The following is a 16,206-nucleotide window of genomic DNA, read 5'->3' on the forward strand; positions in this document are numbered from 1 at the left end:
TGCGGCCCTGAATACGACGGGCACCGCCGGGGGGCAAGCTTAGAAGGACAGAGCCTGCAACCGGTCGAACAATTGGACGATCCCGGCGCGGTCTAGATTGGCGAACGCGATGCGCACCTGACGTTTTCCAGCCGGGTCATGATCAGGCATGAACATGGTGCCGGGCAGCAGCAGGATACCGGCCTCAGGCACCAGTCTTTGCGCCAGCTCGTCCGACGGGAGGTCGAAAGGGTGTTCGAGATAGGCGAAATAGGCACCAAGACCCAGCAGGCGCCACCCTTTGGCCTCGAGCTGAGGCACGCCCTCAGCAATCGCGGCGCGGCGGTCGAGGATTTCGTCCCGCTCTCCGGCAAGCCATTGCGACAGGTTCTGCATGCCCCACAGGGCGGCAAACTGGCCGATCTGACCGGGGCAGATGGCGACGGTGTCGAGAAACTTCTCGGCCTCGGCCAGCAGGCTTGTACTGGTTGCAACCGCGCCGACGCGATGTCCGGTCAGGCGGTAGGCTTTGGAGAAGGAATAGAGATGCACCAGCGTCTCGTCCCAGCCGGGCCTTTGGAACAGGTCATGCGGAGGACCACTGCGGCTGTCAAAATCGCGGTAGGTTTCGTCGACCAGCAGACGAATGCCTGCCTCACGCGCGAGATCGTAGAAGGCACTGACCAGTTCAGCCGGGTATTCGACGCCGCCCGGATTGTTTGGGGTTACCAGAGAAATGGCGCGGGTTTTTTCGGTGACCAAAGCACGCGCCGCCTCTGGGTCGGGGAGCAAATCGTCGCCCGTGGGCAGGTCAATTGCCCGCACGCCTGCCATGTCCAACCACATTTTATGGTTGAAATACCATGGGGTTGGGAGGATGACCTCATCCCCTTCGTCGGTCAGTGCCGAAATTACGGCAGAGAATGCCTGATTGCAACCAGACGTTATGGCGATCTGATCCTGCGAAACCTGTCCCGCATAGTGATTGCTGATTTGCGCGGCCAATTCGGCGCGCAGATCGTGATTGCCGAGCACAGGCCCATAAAGATGGGCGCTGTCTTCGGTCACCGCGAACTCTGCCATGGCCTGCCGCATGGACAGCGGCGGCGGGTCAACCGGCGCGGCCTGGCTAACATTGATCAGGGGCCGGTCATCAGGAAACACGACCCCGTCCAACCAACGCCGCGCCTCCATAACTGGAGGGGGGAAAGTGGACCGAGTGCGTGTTTGGGACATGGCAGAATCTTTGCGAGGCTCTGCCTCGCGCTCCGAGGTATTTTTGAACAGAAGAAGTTAGTCGGTGCCGCGATAAGGCTCGACATATTGCAGGGCCATATCCCAGGGGAAGAATATCCACGTGTCCTGGCTGACTTCGGTGATGAACGTGTCCACCATGGGGCGGCCTTTGGGCTTGGCATAAACGGTGGCGAAATGCGCCTTAGGGTACATCGCGCGCACCAGTTCCAGCGTTTTCCCGCTATCGACCAGATCGTCGATGATCAGAACGCCTTCACCATCGCCCATCAGATTTGCATCTGGTGCCTTCAAAACTTCGGCTTCGCCTTGTTCCTGATGGTGATACGAGCGGACGCTGATTGTGTCGACGGTGCGGATGTCCAACTCGCGGCTGACGATCATGGCAGGGGCCATGCCGCCGCGGGTGATCGCAACAACAGCGCGCCATGCGCCATCATCCGGGCCTTGACCATCCAGCCGCCACGCCAGAGCGCGCGAGTCGCGGTGAATTTGATCCCAACTGATGTGGAAGCCTTTTTCGTGGGGCAGGCGGTCTTTGGCGCTCATGTTGTCTTAACCCTTTTCAACGTCCGGGGCATCGACGGCTTTCATGCCAACGATGTGATACCCCGAATCCACGTGCAGATTCTCTCCGGTGACGCCGCTGCTGAGGTCGGACAGCAGATACAGGGCCGAGTTGCCCACGTCGTCGATCGTCACGTTGCGGCGCAGGGGCGAGTTGTATTCGTTCCACTTCATGATGTAGCGGAAGTCTCCGATGCCGCTGGCGGCCAGTGTTTTGATCGGGCCGGCGGAAATCGAGTTAACGCGGATACCGTCCTTGCCCAGATCTTCGGCGAGATACTTGACCGACGCTTCGAGCGCGGCTTTAGCGACACCCATCACATTATAATGGGGCATTACCTGCTCGGCGCCGTAATACGTCAGAGTAATGGCGCTGCTGTCCTCGGACATCATCTTTTCGGCCCGCTGCATCACGGCGGTGAAGGAATAGACGGACACATCCATAGTTAGTTTGAAGTTTGCTCGGCTGGTGTCGACATAGCGGCCGCGCAGCTCGTTTTTGTCCGAGAAACCAATGGCGTGGACAACGAAATCCAGTTTGCCCCATTTCTCTTCCAGTGAAGTAAACAGAGCGTCGATCGACGCCTCGTCACTGACATCACATGGCAGCACGATTTCACTACCGAGTTGCGCTGCCAGAGGGTCGACACGTTTTTTCAGAGCATCGCCCTGATAAGAAAAGGCCAGCTCGGCCCCGGCGTTGGACAAGGCGCGGGCGATTCCCCATGCGATTGATTTGTCATTGGCCAGTCCCATGATGAGGCCGCGTTTTCCGGCCATCAACTGATTTGACATGATTGGTTCTCCGCCTGTCGTCGCGTTATGTTGCGATGGGTTTATGCCATTGACTGCCCTGCTTCAAGGCCGTGTGGTCTTGCCCGCGGCGGGTAATCGCCCTAGGCTTCCGACAAATACTTTCCAGGGGATGGAAATGACCGAGCGTGATGGCATTTTTGCTGGCTCCGATCCGTTTGAAATAGCGGCGCGGTGGTTGGGTGAGGCCGAACAGAATGAACCGAATGACCCGAACGCGATTGCGCTGGCGACCGTTGACAAAGACGGCATGCCGAACGCGCGCATGGTACTTTTGAAAGACATCGAGCCGGAGGCCTTTGTTTTCTATACCAACTATGAAAGTGCCAAGGCGGCTGAGTTGGATCAGGCTGAAAAAGCCGCTTTTGTCATGCATTGGAAATCTTTGCGGCGTCAGATTCGTGTTCGTGGTATAGTCAGTCGGGAAAGCGGGCCCAAGGCGGATGAATATTATGCGTCACGGTCGCTGAAAAGTCGGCTGGGTGCTTGGGCGTCTAAGCAGTCGCAACCCCTTAGCAGCCGAACGGCCCTGATGGCCGAGGTTGCCAAGGTGACGGCAAAACTTGGATCCAATCCGCCGCGCCCTCCATTTTGGGGAGGATACCGGTTGGTTCCGACTGAAATTGAATTCTGGGCCGACGGCGCATTTCGCCTGCATGATCGGTTTAGATGGCGGAGGGCTGATCCGGGTTCCGCTTGGGATGTGCAGAGGTTAAATCCATGACGTTCACGTATCGCGAAATGCAACAGACCGAAATCAAAGGTTTTTTTCAGCTTGAATTTGCCTGCCATTGCCATAAAAACCGAAACCTTAACGCACTACTAAATCATTCGATGGGAACACCGTGCCTGAAGACCTGAACAACATGTACCGCGTTCGTGGACACGTAAAATGGTTCGATCCCGCAAAGGGATACGGGTTCGTTGTGTCTGATGAAGGCGGCCCGGATATTCTGTTGCATGTGAACGTGTTGCGGAATTTCGGGCAGAGCTCGGTCGCCGATGGGGCAGGCATCGAGATCATGACCCATCGTACGGATCGCGGTGTTCAGGCGGTCGAAGTTGTTGCTGTCGATCCTCCGGTGCGCGCCGACTCAATGATGTTGGCCGACTTTGCCGAGCTGGATCCGGCGGCGATTGCGGCCGCGCCGTTGGAAGCTGCACGGGTGAAATGGTTCGACAAAGGCAAGGGATTCGGTTTCGCCAATGTGTTCGGCCGGGATGAGGATGTGTTTTTGCATATCGAGGTTCTCCGCCGTTCCGGTCTTGCCGATCTGCAGCCGGGCGAAGCGCTTGCCATGCGGGTGATTGATGGCAAACGGGGCCGCATGGCGGCTCAGGTCTTGGCTTGGGAAGCGGCGCTGGATCACTAACACCATGATGCGGTTTTGGGCTTCTCTGGCAGTATGCGTGACATTTCTGGCAGAAAGCGTGGCCGCAGAATGTCGTCCTGACCGGGTAGAGTTGCGCAACGATCAGACTCATGTCCGATTTGATGTTGAACTGGCCGTGACCGGTCCCGAGAAATCGCGCGGGCTGATGTTCCGCGAGCACTTGCCGAACCGGTCTGGCATGCTCTTCGTCTACGACCCACCGCAACAGGTGGCGTTCTGGATGAAGAATACGCTGATTCCTCTGGACATGATTTTCGTCGATCACTCGGGCGTTGTGACCCGCGTGCATGAAGGTGCGATTCCCGGTGATCTGACTCCGATTGAAGGGGGCGGCGACATCTTTGCCGTGCTTGAAATCAACGCCGGTTTGTCCGCGCGTTACGGCATTCAGCCCGGCACCCAGATGCGGCACGAAATTTTTTCACAAGCGAGTGCGATTTGGCCCTGTTAGGGCTTTTCAAATCAGATCAGCATCGTTAGGAACGGCGCACGGTTCGGGGCGTGGCGCAGTCTGGTAGCGCACCTGTTTTGGGTACAGGGGGTCGTAGGTTCGAATCCTGCCGCCCCGACCACTTCTTCACTTATGTTGGTGAACCACCCATCGCTTGGTAGAGCGCGCTCAGCGCTTTATCCAGCGTTTTGCTTTCAACGGGAACTTCGACGGTTGCGCCGCTTTTCTGCGGCACTTGAAAGAACAGCCGCGCATCCACGCGGTACCCGCCAGAGGTTTTGGTTGAGGTCATGCGCATGATACTCTGCGGCAGATCCTCGGGCGAGCCATCATAGCTGAGAATCAAAAAGGCTGTGGTATCCGGTGGTAGAAACTCGCGGCACTCATAAGAATTGGCGTCGATTTTCTGGAAGGTTTCGCCGGGGCCGTCGCAACTGGTCTGGAAGGTTTCGAACAACCTGTCGGGGTAGGCGCTGAATTGAGCGCTACGCGACGCCGTTGGCAATTCTTGCGCTGTGCAGGCCGCGATTAGGGCGCCTATCGGGGCGAGGTGAAGCAACTTCATCGTTTTGCCTGCTCTTTGTTCAATGGGTTGACGCAAGGATATGTCCGAAAGGCCACAACATGATTCCCTGCCAGCTTAGCCAGCACAGGTCTGGATGATCAAACCCGGATAACCATGCTGGTAAAAAAGGCAATTTCATGTGGCCGGTTTTGCGATCGGCGTCGTCTCGCCGTGGATCACTCTGTGGAGGAATCAGATCTCCATGCACCCGACAAACAGGTCAACACAAAAGATTTCAAAAATGACTTAAAAAGGTCGTTGACCTGATATGCAAAGATACGCCAGATTGTATGGGCCGAATATGACGCCACTACATCTGGTATGAAAGCCGGAGAGGGCGCAGGGCAGGGACGGAACGCACACGAGTACATTTGTGCAACCGCAGCGGCGGTATCGCGCTCATACGGGCAGCGGTTGGTCCTTTGCGTCTGTCAAGTTCGGCATTGCTAGTGGCTTTGCATTTCCCAAGCCGCAGCGAGGGTAGACGGACATTAAAAGGCGGCGGACATGAAGATTGAAAGAAAATTTACCAAATCAGGGCAGGATGCGTATGCGGACCTCGATTTCGTCTCGGCAACGTCCGAGATTCGAAACCCTGACGGCACAATTGTTTTTCGTCTGGACAATATCCAGGTCCCCTCAAGCTGGAGCCAGGTGGCCAGTGATGTCATCGCACAGAAATACTTCCGTAAGGCGGGCGTACCCAGCAAGCTGAAGAAGGTCAAAGAAAAGGGCGTTCCTGAATTCCTGTGGCGCTCGGTCCCGACTGACGATGCCGAGTTCGAAGGTGAGACATCTTCGAAACAGGTGTTTGACCGTTTGGCGGGCGCTTGGGCCTATTGGGGCTGGAAGGGCGGCTATTTCTCAACCGAGGAAGACGCGCGCGCTTACTTTGACGAGATGCGTTACATGCTGGCGACCCAGCGTGCCGCGCCGAACTCGCCTCAGTGGTTCAACACCGGTCTTCACTGGGCTTACGGGATCGACGGCCCGGCGCAGGGGCATCACTATGTCGACTACAAAACCGGCAAACTGACCAAATCGAAATCCGCTTACGAGCACCCGCAGCCGCATGCGTGCTTCATCCAGTCCGTCGATGATGATCTGGTGAACGAAGGCGGCATTATGGATCTGTGGGTGCGAGAGGCGCGCCTGTTCAAATATGGCTCGGGAACCGGCACCAATTTCAGCCATCTGCGTGCAGAAGGCGAAGCGTTGTCGGGTGGCGGCAAGTCCTCGGGCCTAATGGGCTTTCTCAAGATCGGCGACCGCGCCGCTGGCGCGATCAAATCAGGCGGGACAACCCGTCGAGCAGCAAAGATGGTGATCGTCGATGCGGATCACCCGGACATCGAGCAATTCATCGAATGGAAGGTGATCGAAGAGCAGAAGGTGGCCTCGATCGTTGCCGGATCGAAGATGCACGAGAAGATGCTGAACGGCATTTTCGAGGCCATCCGCAGCTGGGACGGTGCGCAGGACGATGCGTATGATCCCAACAAGAATGATAGTTTGAAGAAAGCGGTTCGTGCGGCCAAAAAGGTCGCGATCCCCGAGACTTACATCAAGCGCGTGCTGGACTATGCGCGGCAGGGTCACGACAGCATCGAGTTCCCCACCTACGACACGGACTGGGATTCGGAGGCCTATAGCTCGGTCTCGGGTCAGAACTCGAACAACTCGATCCGCGTGACTAATGCGTTCCTGACCGCTGTTGAGAAAGACGCCGATTGGGAATTGATCAACCGGACCGACGGCAAGGTCGCCAAGACCGTAAAAGCACGCGATCTGTGGGAGAAAGTCGGTCACGCCGCTTGGGCCTGCGCCGATCCGGGCATCCAGTTCCATGACACGGTCAACGAGTGGCACACATGTCCCGAAGATGGTGAGATTCGCGGCTCAAACCCGTGTTCGGAATACATGTTCCTGGACGATACGGCCTGTAACCTCGCGTCGATGAACCTGCTGACATTCCTGAAGGATGGCGAGTTCCAAGCGGCTGATTACATGCATGCGGCGCGCCTGTGGACCCTGACGTTGGAAATCTCGGTGACCATGGCGCAGTTCCCGTCGAAGGAAATCGCCAAACTCTCCTATGATTTCCGCACCTTGGGTCTGGGCTATGCCAATATCGGCGGTCTGCTGATGAACATGGGCTACAGCTACGACTCGGACGAGGGTCGGTCGATCTGTGGCGCGCTGACCGCAATCATGACTGCTGTGGCATATGCGACCTCGGCTGAGATCGCCGGAGAGCTGGGTCCGTTCAAGGGCTATGAGCGCAACGCGGACCACATGCTGCGCGTCATTCGCAACCACCGCCGTGCAGCGCAAGGCGTGGCCAATGGGTATGAGAAACTGGCCGTAAAGCCCGTGCCTCTGGACCACAACAACTGCCCGGACAAACGTCTGGTCGATCTGGCCATGTCGGCATGGGACGAGGCACTGAGCCTTGGTGAACAGAACGGTTACCGCAACGCGCAGGCCACCGTGATCGCGCCCACCGGCACCATCGGTCTGGTAATGGATTGTGACACCACAGGGATCGAGCCGGATTTTGCTCTGGTAAAGTTCAAGAAGCTCGCGGGTGGCGGCTACTTCAAGATCATCAACCGCTCGGTGCCGTCGGCGCTGGAGAAGCTGGGCTATTCCTCGTCTGAGATCGAAGAGATCGTGGGCTACGCGGTTGGCCACGGCACGATCGGCAACGCGCCGGGCATCAACCATACCTCGCTGACCGGCCATGGTTTTGGCCCGAATGAGCTGGCTAAAGTAGACGCTGCACTGGAAAGCGCCTTCGACATCCGGTTCGTCTTCAACCAATGGACATTGGGTGAGGATTTCTGCACCGGCGTACTGGGCATCCCGGCGACCAAGTTGAACGACCCGACTTTCGATCTGCTGCGCCATCTGGGCTTTACCAAGGCCGATATCGACGCGGCCAACGATCATGTCTGCGGAACCATGACGCTGGAAGGCGCGCCGCATCTGAAGGAAGAGCACTATTCGATCTTCGACTGCGCCAACCCGTGCGGCAAGAAAGGCAAGCGTTTCCTTGGGGTTGATAGCCACATCACTATGATGGCGGCGGCGCAGAGCTTTATCTCGGGTGCGATCTCGAAGACGATCAACATGCCGAACGACGCGACCATTGAGGATTGCCAGAAGGCATACGAACTCAGTTGGTCGCTGGGTGTTAAGGCGAACGCGCTCTATCGTGATGGCTCGAAACTGTCGCAGCCTTTGGCGGCGGCGCTGGTCGAAGATGACGACGAAGCTGCGGAAGTGCTGGAAAGCGGCTCGACGCAGGAAAAAGCCGTCGTTCTGGCCGAAAAGGTGATCGAGAAGGTTGTGGTTAAGGAAATGATCCGCAGCCATCGCGAGAAACTACCCCATCGCCGCAAGGGCTACACCCAAAAGGCGATCGTCGGTGGCCACAAGGTTTACCTGCGGACCGGCGAGTTCGAAGACGGCAAGCTGGGCGAGATCTTCATCGACATGCACAAGGAAGGCGCGGGCTTCCGGGCGATGATGAACAACTTTGCCATCGCGGTGTCGGTCGGCCTGCAATACGGCGTACCGCTCGAGGAATTCGTCGACGCCTTTACGTTCACCAAGTTCGAACCGGCTGGGATGGTGCAGGGCAACGACTCGATCAAGAACGCGACATCGATCCTGGACTACATCTTCCGCGAACTGGCCGTGTCCTATCTGGACCGCACCGATCTGGCCCATGTGAAACCCGAAGGCGCGAGCTTTGATGATCTGGGCCGTGGTGAGGAAGAAGGCGTCTCGAACGTCTCCGAGATCAGTGACACAGCAGCGTCCAAGTCTTTGGAAGTGCTGAAGCAAATCAGCTCAACTGGGTATCTGCGCAAGCGTCTGCCGCAGGACCTGGCGATGTTCAACCCGCAAGCCGAGCTCAACGGAATGTCCGAACCGGCAGCCGCGTTTGAATCGTCGGCGGAAACGGCAGTGGCGACCGGCATGGACGCACGGACCAAAGCCAAGATGCAGGGCTATGAAGGGGACCCCTGCGGCGAATGCGGAAACTACACGCTGGTGCGCAACGGCACCTGCATGAAGTGCAACACCTGCGGCGCGACAAGCGGGTGTAGCTGAGTTTAGCGCCCTGGCAACCCGGGGTGCAGGGGTCGGTCGCTGCCTTATGTACCGGCCCCGACGAATACGGAGCGTGGCGCTGAGACTTACCATCAAAGCCATGTTCCACTCGGCCGACATGCCCGTGTGGGCCGGGAACAGGGTGGGGCGGAATATTGCTCCCTCCCACTCTTTCACGGGGCGGGTGCGCTCGCCCCATGCGCAGTCCAGGCCGCAGGCAAAAAAATACCGGGCGGTCAACGAAATGAGCCTGGAAGGCGAAACTGACAGGGGGGCTTCGGCCCCCTTTCTTTTTGTCCAACGACCGGCCGCTAAGCTGAGTTTTGCCAGATCACCTCAAAACCGTCGGGCAAGTTTTGCCGAGACGCGATGGGGGATTTTTGCCCAGCAACAAGCCGCAGAGGCGACTCGGTCAAACACGCGGAGATTGGCGCGAAGTGGCCTCGATCTCGTTATGCGGGTGACGCGGCTCCAGTCCTGAGGTCTCTTGCACTCGTCCGGACGCAAAATCCAAATATTCACTCAGGAGGCAAACTTATGACACCGAAATACCTGACCGCTCTCGCGGCTGTAGCACTCGCACTGCCCACTCTGGCCACTGCGCAATCGGCAGCCGACGCAAATGGAGATGGCGTGTTGACAATCGAAGAGGTTCAAGCCGTCGTGCCCGAGGTTAACGCCGACACGTTCTCGGCCATGGACGCAAATGGGGATGGCGCATTGGATGCAGATGAAATCGCCATCGCGCAAGAAGCCGGTTTGCTGCCCCCAAGCAACGGCTGATTGCTGGCAAAAAACAGCGGCCCGAGTAAAATCGGGCCGCTTTTCAATTTCTTACAACGGCAAGTGAATGTTGAACTTGGCGCGAATTTCCGCGTCCAGCAGAGGGTCGAAATTCGCTGCAGACGGGCTGGAGAGGATTTCGTTTTTCCGCGCGATGGCTTTTTCGATCAGATCAGGCTTGTCCAATTCGGCCCATTCCTTGGGTGAGGTGCGGTCGCCGAAGGTCGGATACACATAATCCGCCTGCATCCGGCTGAGCGTCGCATCCGTACCGAGATAGTGGCCGGGGCCGCCCAGGCAAACCTCGGCGATCTGATCCAGCGCCAGAGTTTCGTCCGACACCTCGATCCCACGCACGCAGCGCTGCGCCTGTCCGATCAGGTCATCGCCGAGGATCAGGCTTTCAAGACAGAATCCCAGAAGAGACGCGTGCATACCGGCAGCCTCGTAGATCATATTGGCGCCGGATAGGCCGGTCATGACGTTCGAACACATCTGCTCCCACCCGGCTTGCATGTCGGGCAGTTTCGAATCCGATGCTCCGGCGGCGGTTCCACCCGGAAGGTTGTAGAAATTGTGCATCTGGGCACATCCCGCGCTCAGCAGCGCCTGTTCGCCCGATCCCACGGACATCGCCCCGGTGCGCAGGTCCAAACCGAAGGGCCATGTGCCAAAGACGGCGGGCGCGCCAGGCACCACGGCATTTACGTAGACCAGACCGGCCAGGCATTCCGCTGTGGCTTGAGTGATGGCCCCTGCGATGGTCGACGGTGCGGTTGCTCCGGCCATGCCAGCAGACAGCAACAGGACCGGCATCCCAGCTTTGATCACCGCTTCCATGACCTCGCAGCTTTCGGTTGCGAATTTCATGGGCGGCACAACAAAGCAGTTCGAGTTCGAGATGAAAGGACGTTCGCGCCATTTATCCTCACCGCCGGCGATCATGTGGATCATCTCCATCGCCGGGGCGACGTGGCTGGGTTCGGTAAAGGAGGTGCCGATATGTTTGAAAGTACCCGCGCATGCCGCGTAGATCGTGTTCAAGTCCATCTCGAGGTTGTCGGCGATGTCACGACACACCATGGGGCGCTGAACGAAGTGGATATTGTCGAGCTGCTCGCAGATGCGAGAAGCATCGTGCAGGTCCTGCACGGTCGAGTCGCGGTAATTCCGCCCATCCACATCGACCATGCTGACCGCGGCACCCGCCGTGCCGTAGTGAACCTTTGTCCCGCTCAGCTCCAAATCCGTCTTGCCGTTTCGACTATACAGAGTGACCGAGCGGTTTGCCTTTGCGATCGTGTCCTCGACTAGTGCGCGAGGGAAACGAATGCGCCCATCGTCGCCTAGAGTGCAGCCAGCGCCCACCAGATAGTCGATCCCGCTTTGCGGGGCGTCCGCCAGCCCGATAGTTTCCAGAGCCTGAAGCGCCGCTTCGTGAATACGCTCCATCTGCGCTTGGGTCAGAGGCTTGTAGGTGCCGCCCTCCATCCCCGGGCGGACCGGGCGCAGGTGGTCGGGCAGGGCTGCGGCGCGGGCAGCACGACGCGCTGCGCGTCCGCCAGTTCTTGCAGAGCTGCGAGTTTGTTCGTTCATTTTAGATATCCGATTATTCAGGTGATTGAGATTGCGAGCAAAATCAGACCTGTGCTGGGCGTCCCCGTGCCGCACGCCCACGATCCGCGCCAATCGTGCGGCTGATCAGACGTATTTTCCAAACTTCGTTGTGCATTCAGTTCCTCGGACTTGCACGCCCATCCTGAGCAGCGCTAGATTTAAGTCTGTTCTGTTTGCGACCTCGCTGTCAATTATGTTGCTTTCTCGGTCGCGTGACGTTTGCCCATTGTCTTTTCCACAGGACTGCTTTTATTGTGTCCGAACGGGCATGGCGATTTTGACGCCCATAAGTCCCGCTTTTTTGAGTTTCGCTGCTGTGCCGCATGTGATGATCCATCTTTCACGGCATGGCAGACCGATTGTGCCCCGATCGGGGCAATGGAGTGCCTGAGCCCGGAAAATTCCGGGCGAAAGGAATAAATGGGCAGGCGGCGACCAAGATCGCGCCTGTCGGAGAAGAACCGCGATGACGCGCGCGCAACGTTTGAAAGACCGGGCAGGGGGCCACAGCGCCAGACCCTGCCGCGCGCCGTCTGATATCGCCCGTACAAGACACCTCCCCAAAAGTGCCTGTCCGCCTGGATGGGTCAGGACAACGCGTTTGGCGCGGTGCATCAAGGACACATGGCTAAGAAAATGCTTATCGATGCCACCCACGCCGAGGAAACTCGGGTTGTGGTGGTTGACGGAAACAAGGTCGAGGAGTTCGATTTTGAATCCGAAAATAAACGCCAGCTCGCTGGCAATATCTATCTAGCAAAAGTTACCCGGGTCGAACCGTCTCTGCAGGCGGCATTCGTGGACTATGGCGGCAATCGTCATGGTTTCCTGGCGTTTTCGGAAATTCATCCCGACTATTATCAGATCCCCGTCGCCGACCGTGAGGCGCTGATGGAGGAAGAGCGCGCCTATGCCGAGGCGATGAAGGCGCGTGACGAGGCCGAGGAAGCCAAGCCCAAGAAACGCCGTTCGCGGTCGCGCAGCAAGGCAGCGGACGTCAAGTCGAACGATCCGGTCGAGACATTGGATGTCACGTCCGAGCCGACGGGTATGGAGACCATTGATCTCGACGACAGCGAAGAGAGCGATGATCTGACAGTGCCCGAGGGGACCTCTCCGATGGAGACGGTTGCCGAGACGCCGGTAGAAGAACCTTCTGAGGATGAAGTGTCTGAGACCACTGACGCGCCGACCGCAGAAGAAGAGACTGCTGAGGTTGAGGCTGTTGAGGTCGAGACCGTTGAGGCGACCTCTGATGAGCAGGCTGAAACCGAGGCGGAAGAACAGCCCGAAGCTACTGCTGATGCGGAAGAAGCCGAGGCTGACTCTGAGGAAACCGCGCAGGCTGAGCCTGAGGCAGAAACCACTGAGACAGAGCTTGCCGAAGGTGACGACTCAGACGACGAAGAGAAAAAACCTGATGCGACTGCCAAGGATGATTCGATTGAATCGGTCGCCGATGAGGACGACAGCGAGGATATCCGTCCTCCGCGCAAGCCGCGCCCGCGTCGCTACAAGATCCAGGAAGTGATCAAAGTGCGCCAGGTTCTGCTGGTGCAGGTCGTCAAGGAAGAGCGGGGCAACAAGGGCGCCGCGCTGACCACCTATCTGTCGCTGGCCGGTCGCTACTGCGTCCTGATGCCCAACACCGCGCGTGGCGGCGGCATCAGCCGCAAGATTACCAATGCGCCCGACCGCAAAAAGCTGAAGGAAATCGCAGCCGAGATCGACGTGCCAACTGGCGCGGGCCTGATCATCCGGACCGCAGGGGCCAAACGCACGAAATCCGAGATCAAGCGCGACTATGAATACCTGCAGCGTATGTGGGAGCAAATTCGCGAGCTGACTCTGAAATCTATCGCACCCGCAAAAATCTATGAGGAAGGCGATCTGATCAAACGGTCGATCCGTGACCTCTATAACCGGGACATCGACGAGGTTCTGGTCGAAGGCGAGGGCGGTTACCGCATCGCCAAGGACTTCATGAAGATGATCATGCCGTCCCACGCCAAGAACGTGAAACGTTATGAGGACGCGCTGCCTTTGTTCGCGCGCTATCAGGTGGAAAGCTATCTGGCCGGGATGTTCAACCCGACCGTGCAGCTGAAATCCGGTGGTTACATCGTGATCGGCGTGACCGAAGCGTTGGTGGCGATCGATGTGAACTCGGGCCGGGCGACCAAGGAAGGCTCGATCGAGGAAACCGCGCTCAAGACCAACCTTGAGGCGGCCGAGGAAGTGGCGCGCCAGTTGCGTCTGCGTGACCTTGCCGGTCTGATCGTCATCGACTTCATCGATATGGATGAGCGCAAGAACAACACGGCGGTCGAAAAACGCCTGAAAGACAAGCTGAAAACCGACCGCGCGCGTATTCAGGTGGGTCGTATCTCGGGCTTTGGCCTGTTGGAGATGAGCCGCCAGCGTCTGCGCCCCGGTATGCTTGAGGCGACGACGCAGCCATGTCCGGCTTGTCACGGCACCGGTCTGATCCGCTCGGACGACAACATGGCGCTGTCGATCCTGCGTCAGATCGAAGAGGAAGGCACCCGCCGCCGCTCACGCGAGGTTCTGGTGCGCTGCCCGGTCAGCATTGCTAACTTCCTGATGAACCAGAAACGCGAACACATTGCGCAAATCGAGTCGCGCTACGGTCTGTCCGTGCGTGTCGAAGGCGACATGCATCTGGTCAGCCCTGATTTCTCGCTGGAGAAGTTCAAGACCGCCAGCCGGATCGTGCCCGAAGCGACCGCTCCGGTCGTCTCCGTCGATGCGTCACTGATGGATCTGGTTGACGCAACCGAAGAGGAAGAGGCCGAAGAAGAGGCGGTTCAGGCCGAAGAAGAAGCCAAGCCCAAGCGCAAGCGTCGTCGTCGTCGCCGCAAGAAGGGTGGCAACGATCAGCAAGAGGCTGAGGCATCGGAAGCGGCTGAAGATACTGCTGCCGAGGCTCCCTCGGAAGACGCTCCTGAGGCATCGGACGAGGACGAAAAGCCTGCCAAGCCCAAGCGTCGCCGTGCGCCGCGTCGCAAGAAGAAAGACGTGGAAGCCGAAGCGCAGGATGCCCCCGAACAGGTGGCTGAGGCCCAGGAAGACGCCCCGGTGGAAACGGCCGATGTGGTTGCTGAAACTGAGACGGCTCCGGAACAGGCCGAAGAGGCTCCGGCGGACGTCGCTGAGGTTGCCGAAGCCACACCGGAACCAGCTCAAGACGCCGCAGAACCTGCTGAGGCGGTTGAAGCGGCAGCGCCTGCCGAGGCGGTGGAAGCAGAAGAACTGGTCGAAGCTCAACCGGCTGAGGAGCCCGCTCCAGTCGAAGAACCTGTTCCGGTCGAAGAGGTTGCCGAGGTTGAAGTCGCACCCGTAGTTGAGGAAATCCCAGCCGAACCCGTTCTGGAAACGGTTGCGGAAGAGCTGGAACAACCGGCGGAGCCGCCCAAGCCTAAACGGCGCGGCTGGTGGTCGCTCGGAAGCTAAAATGAGAAGCTAAAAAAGAAAAGGCGGGCTTGAGGCCCGCCTTTTTCGATTCGATTGCTTGCGACTTAGCCCGCTTTTTGGATCAGATACACCTGATGGCCGTTCTCTTCGCCTTGCGACAGTAGGGTGTGGCCGCTCTCCGAACAAAAATGCGGGACATCAACAATCGCCGCAGGATCATCCGCCAGCACGCGCAATACTGCTCCACCGGGCAAGGACTTCAACCTTTTGCGCGCTTTCAACACAGGCAAGGGGCACAACAGGCCCAGGGCATCGAGGGTTTCAGTAGGATTAGACATAAGGCTCAGATATTTCGCCCAAGGCGCAGTGTCCAGCGCGCAACCACGATGATGTGACTTAATAGCCCCGTGACGAAGCCGCCTTCTTACCATATGTGCTGAAACATGTTCGGAATAGATATCATCGACGCGGGTCTGCTGCCTGCCATGTTCATCGCCCTGATCGGCGGTTTGATCAGCTTTCTGTCGCCTTGCGTGCTGCCTATCGTGCCGCCGTACCTGGCGTATATGAGCGGCGTCAGCATTAACGAAATGCAAGATCAGGCCCGCGCCCGGCGCAAGGCGACTTTGACCGCCTTGTTCTTCGTTCTGGGTCTGTCGACCGTATTCCTGCTGCTTGGCTTTACAGCCTCGGCCTTTGGGGCGTTTGTTCTGAAAAATCAGGTTCTTTTCGCCAAGCTCTCGGGTGCGGTGGTGATTGTCTTTGGTCTGCACTTTCTGAACGTGTTCCGTATCCCTCTACTGGATCGCGAGGCGCGGGTGGAAACCGGAGACTCCGGCGGCTCGGTCTTTGGCGCCTATATTCTGGGTCTCGCATTTGCCTTTGGCTGGACGCCGTGCATTGGCCCTCAGCTAGGCGCGATCCTGTCGCTGGCCGCATCTGAGGCATCAGTCGCACGGGGTACTTTGTTGCTCGGCGTCTATGCGGCGGGTTTGGGTATTCCGTTCCTGTTGGCTGCGATGTTCCTGAATCGCTCGATGGGTGTCATGAACCGTATCAAACCCTATATGGGCACGATCGAGAAGGTTATGGGCGGGCTGCTTCTGTTCGTGGGCATCATGCTGATCACCGGCCTGTTCACCGAATTCAGCTGGTGGCTGCTGGAAACCTTCCCGGCGCTGGCGGTTCTAGGCTGATCCACCTTACCTTGGCCGCAATGCTGCGCT

Annotated in this window: 13 protein-coding genes and 1 tRNA gene; 8 read left to right on the forward strand and 6 right to left on the reverse strand. The window is 58.2% G+C overall.

The features are described from left to right. Nucleotides 1–39 precede the first annotated feature (39 nt). The 3 genes from ACR0IP_RS02275 to fabI are packed head-to-tail and all read right to left on the reverse strand — an operon-like array spanning nt 40 to nt 2,595. Nucleotides 40–1,215 (reverse strand): aminotransferase, encoded by a 1,176-nt coding sequence (locus ACR0IP_RS02275; protein ID WP_480523557.1) that lies wholly within the window; start codon nt 1,213–1,215, stop codon nt 40–42. A gap of 57 nt (nt 1,216–1,272) precedes the next feature. Next, nucleotides 1,273–1,782: a xanthine phosphoribosyltransferase gene (gene gpt / locus ACR0IP_RS02280; protein ID WP_170373804.1), complete on the reverse strand. Its 510-nt coding sequence runs from the start codon at nt 1,780–1,782 to the stop codon at nt 1,273–1,275. Nucleotides 1,783–1,788: 6 nt separating this feature from the next. Then, nucleotides 1,789–2,595, reverse strand: a complete 807-nt coding sequence (gene fabI, locus ACR0IP_RS02285; protein WP_170373803.1) for an enoyl-ACP reductase FabI — start codon at nt 2,593–2,595, stop codon at nt 1,789–1,791. 136 nt (nt 2,596–2,731) lie between these two features. Between fabI and pdxH the strand changes: the two genes are divergently transcribed. The 4 genes from pdxH (at nt 2,732) to ACR0IP_RS02305 (ending at nt 4,579) form a co-directional block, all read left to right on the forward strand. After that, on the forward strand, nt 2,732–3,337 hold the full coding sequence (pdxH, locus tag ACR0IP_RS02290; RefSeq protein ID WP_170373802.1) for a pyridoxamine 5'-phosphate oxidase: 606 nt from the start codon (nt 2,732–2,734) through the stop codon (nt 3,335–3,337). Nucleotides 3,338–3,458: 121 nt separating this feature from the next. Then, nucleotides 3,459–3,986: a cold-shock protein gene (locus ACR0IP_RS02295; RefSeq protein ID WP_170373801.1), complete on the forward strand. Its 528-nt coding sequence runs from the start codon at nt 3,459–3,461 to the stop codon at nt 3,984–3,986. Nucleotides 3,987–3,990: 4 nt separating this feature from the next. Further along, nucleotides 3,991–4,458 carry a DUF192 domain-containing protein gene (locus ACR0IP_RS02300; protein WP_170688714.1) on the forward strand — a complete coding sequence of 156 codons (468 nt, stop codon included), beginning with the start codon at nt 3,991–3,993 and terminating at the stop codon, nt 4,456–4,458. Between the two features lie 44 nt (nt 4,459–4,502). Further along, nucleotides 4,503–4,579, forward strand: a tRNA-Pro gene (locus ACR0IP_RS02305). A 9-nt stretch (nt 4,580–4,588) separates the two neighbouring features. Here ACR0IP_RS02305 and ACR0IP_RS02310 read toward each other — a convergent pair. Next, nucleotides 4,589–5,023: a hypothetical protein gene (locus ACR0IP_RS02310; RefSeq protein ID WP_170466802.1), complete on the reverse strand. Its 435-nt coding sequence runs from the start codon at nt 5,021–5,023 to the stop codon at nt 4,589–4,591. A 507-nt stretch (nt 5,024–5,530) separates the two neighbouring features. Here ACR0IP_RS02310 and ACR0IP_RS02315 point away from each other — a divergent pair. Then, nucleotides 5,531–9,145: a vitamin B12-dependent ribonucleotide reductase gene (locus tag ACR0IP_RS02315; protein WP_480523560.1), complete on the forward strand. Its 3,615-nt coding sequence runs from the start codon at nt 5,531–5,533 to the stop codon at nt 9,143–9,145. A 537-nt stretch (nt 9,146–9,682) separates the two neighbouring features. Continuing rightward, nucleotides 9,683–9,928, forward strand: a complete 246-nt coding sequence (locus ACR0IP_RS02320) for an EF-hand domain-containing protein (RefSeq protein ID WP_170638644.1) — start codon at nt 9,683–9,685, stop codon at nt 9,926–9,928. Between the two features lie 51 nt (nt 9,929–9,979). Here ACR0IP_RS02320 and ACR0IP_RS02325 read toward each other — a convergent pair whose 3' ends face one another. After that, nucleotides 9,980–11,524: a trimethylamine methyltransferase family protein gene (locus ACR0IP_RS02325; RefSeq protein ID WP_480523562.1), complete on the reverse strand. Its 1,545-nt coding sequence runs from the start codon at nt 11,522–11,524 to the stop codon at nt 9,980–9,982. A gap of 645 nt (nt 11,525–12,169) precedes the next feature. On the opposite strand from ACR0IP_RS02325, the gene ACR0IP_RS02330 reads away from it, so the two are divergent. Further along, the gene (locus tag ACR0IP_RS02330) at nt 12,170–15,019 is read left to right on the forward strand and encodes an Rne/Rng family ribonuclease (protein WP_480523564.1); all 2,850 of its coding nucleotides are present in this window, start codon (nt 12,170–12,172) and stop codon (nt 15,017–15,019) included. A 65-nt stretch (nt 15,020–15,084) separates the two neighbouring features. On the opposite strand, the gene ACR0IP_RS02335 is transcribed toward ACR0IP_RS02330, so the two are convergent. Further along, a complete protein-coding gene (locus tag ACR0IP_RS02335) occupies nt 15,085–15,318 on the reverse strand; it encodes a sulfurtransferase TusA family protein (RefSeq protein WP_170373795.1) in 234 nt (77 codons plus the stop codon). A 105-nt stretch (nt 15,319–15,423) separates the two neighbouring features. Between ACR0IP_RS02335 and ACR0IP_RS02340 the strand changes: the two genes are divergently transcribed. Beyond that, nucleotides 15,424–16,176, forward strand: coding sequence for a cytochrome c biogenesis CcdA family protein (locus tag ACR0IP_RS02340; protein ID WP_170373794.1), 753 nt, complete (start codon nt 15,424–15,426; stop codon nt 16,174–16,176). The last annotated feature ends 30 nt before the right edge of the window (nt 16,177–16,206 follow it).

The sequence above is a fragment of the Ruegeria sp. AL11 genome (genome assembly GCF_056540865.1).

Bases quoted from the DNA above. Each gene is read 5' to 3' on its own strand.
- ACR0IP_RS02275 (WP_480523557.1), bottom strand. From the start codon at position 1,215: ATGTCCCAAACACGCACTCGGTCCACTTTCCCCCCTCCAGTTATGGAG.
- gpt (WP_170373804.1), bottom strand. From the start codon at position 1,782: ATGAGCGCCAAAGACCGCCTGCCCCACGAAAAAGGCTTCCACATCAGT.
- fabI (WP_170373803.1), bottom strand. From the start codon at position 2,595: ATGTCAAATCAGTTGATGGCCGGAAAACGCGGCCTCATCATGGGACTG.
- pdxH (WP_170373802.1), top strand. From the start codon at position 2,732: ATGACCGAGCGTGATGGCATTTTTGCTGGCTCCGATCCGTTTGAAATA.
- ACR0IP_RS02300 (WP_170688714.1), top strand. From the start codon at position 3,991: ATGATGCGGTTTTGGGCTTCTCTGGCAGTATGCGTGACATTTCTGGCA.
- ACR0IP_RS02310 (WP_170466802.1), bottom strand. From the start codon at position 5,023: ATGAAGTTGCTTCACCTCGCCCCGATAGGCGCCCTAATCGCGGCCTGC.
- ACR0IP_RS02315 (WP_480523560.1), top strand. From the start codon at position 5,531: ATGAAGATTGAAAGAAAATTTACCAAATCAGGGCAGGATGCGTATGCG.
- ACR0IP_RS02320 (WP_170638644.1), top strand. From the start codon at position 9,683: ATGACACCGAAATACCTGACCGCTCTCGCGGCTGTAGCACTCGCACTG.
- ACR0IP_RS02325 (WP_480523562.1), bottom strand. From the start codon at position 11,524: ATGAACGAACAAACTCGCAGCTCTGCAAGAACTGGCGGACGCGCAGCG.
- ACR0IP_RS02330 (WP_480523564.1), top strand. From the start codon at position 12,170: ATGGCTAAGAAAATGCTTATCGATGCCACCCACGCCGAGGAAACTCGG.
- ACR0IP_RS02335 (WP_170373795.1), bottom strand. From the start codon at position 15,318: ATGTCTAATCCTACTGAAACCCTCGATGCCCTGGGCCTGTTGTGCCCC.
- ACR0IP_RS02340 (WP_170373794.1), top strand. From the start codon at position 15,424: ATGTTCGGAATAGATATCATCGACGCGGGTCTGCTGCCTGCCATGTTC.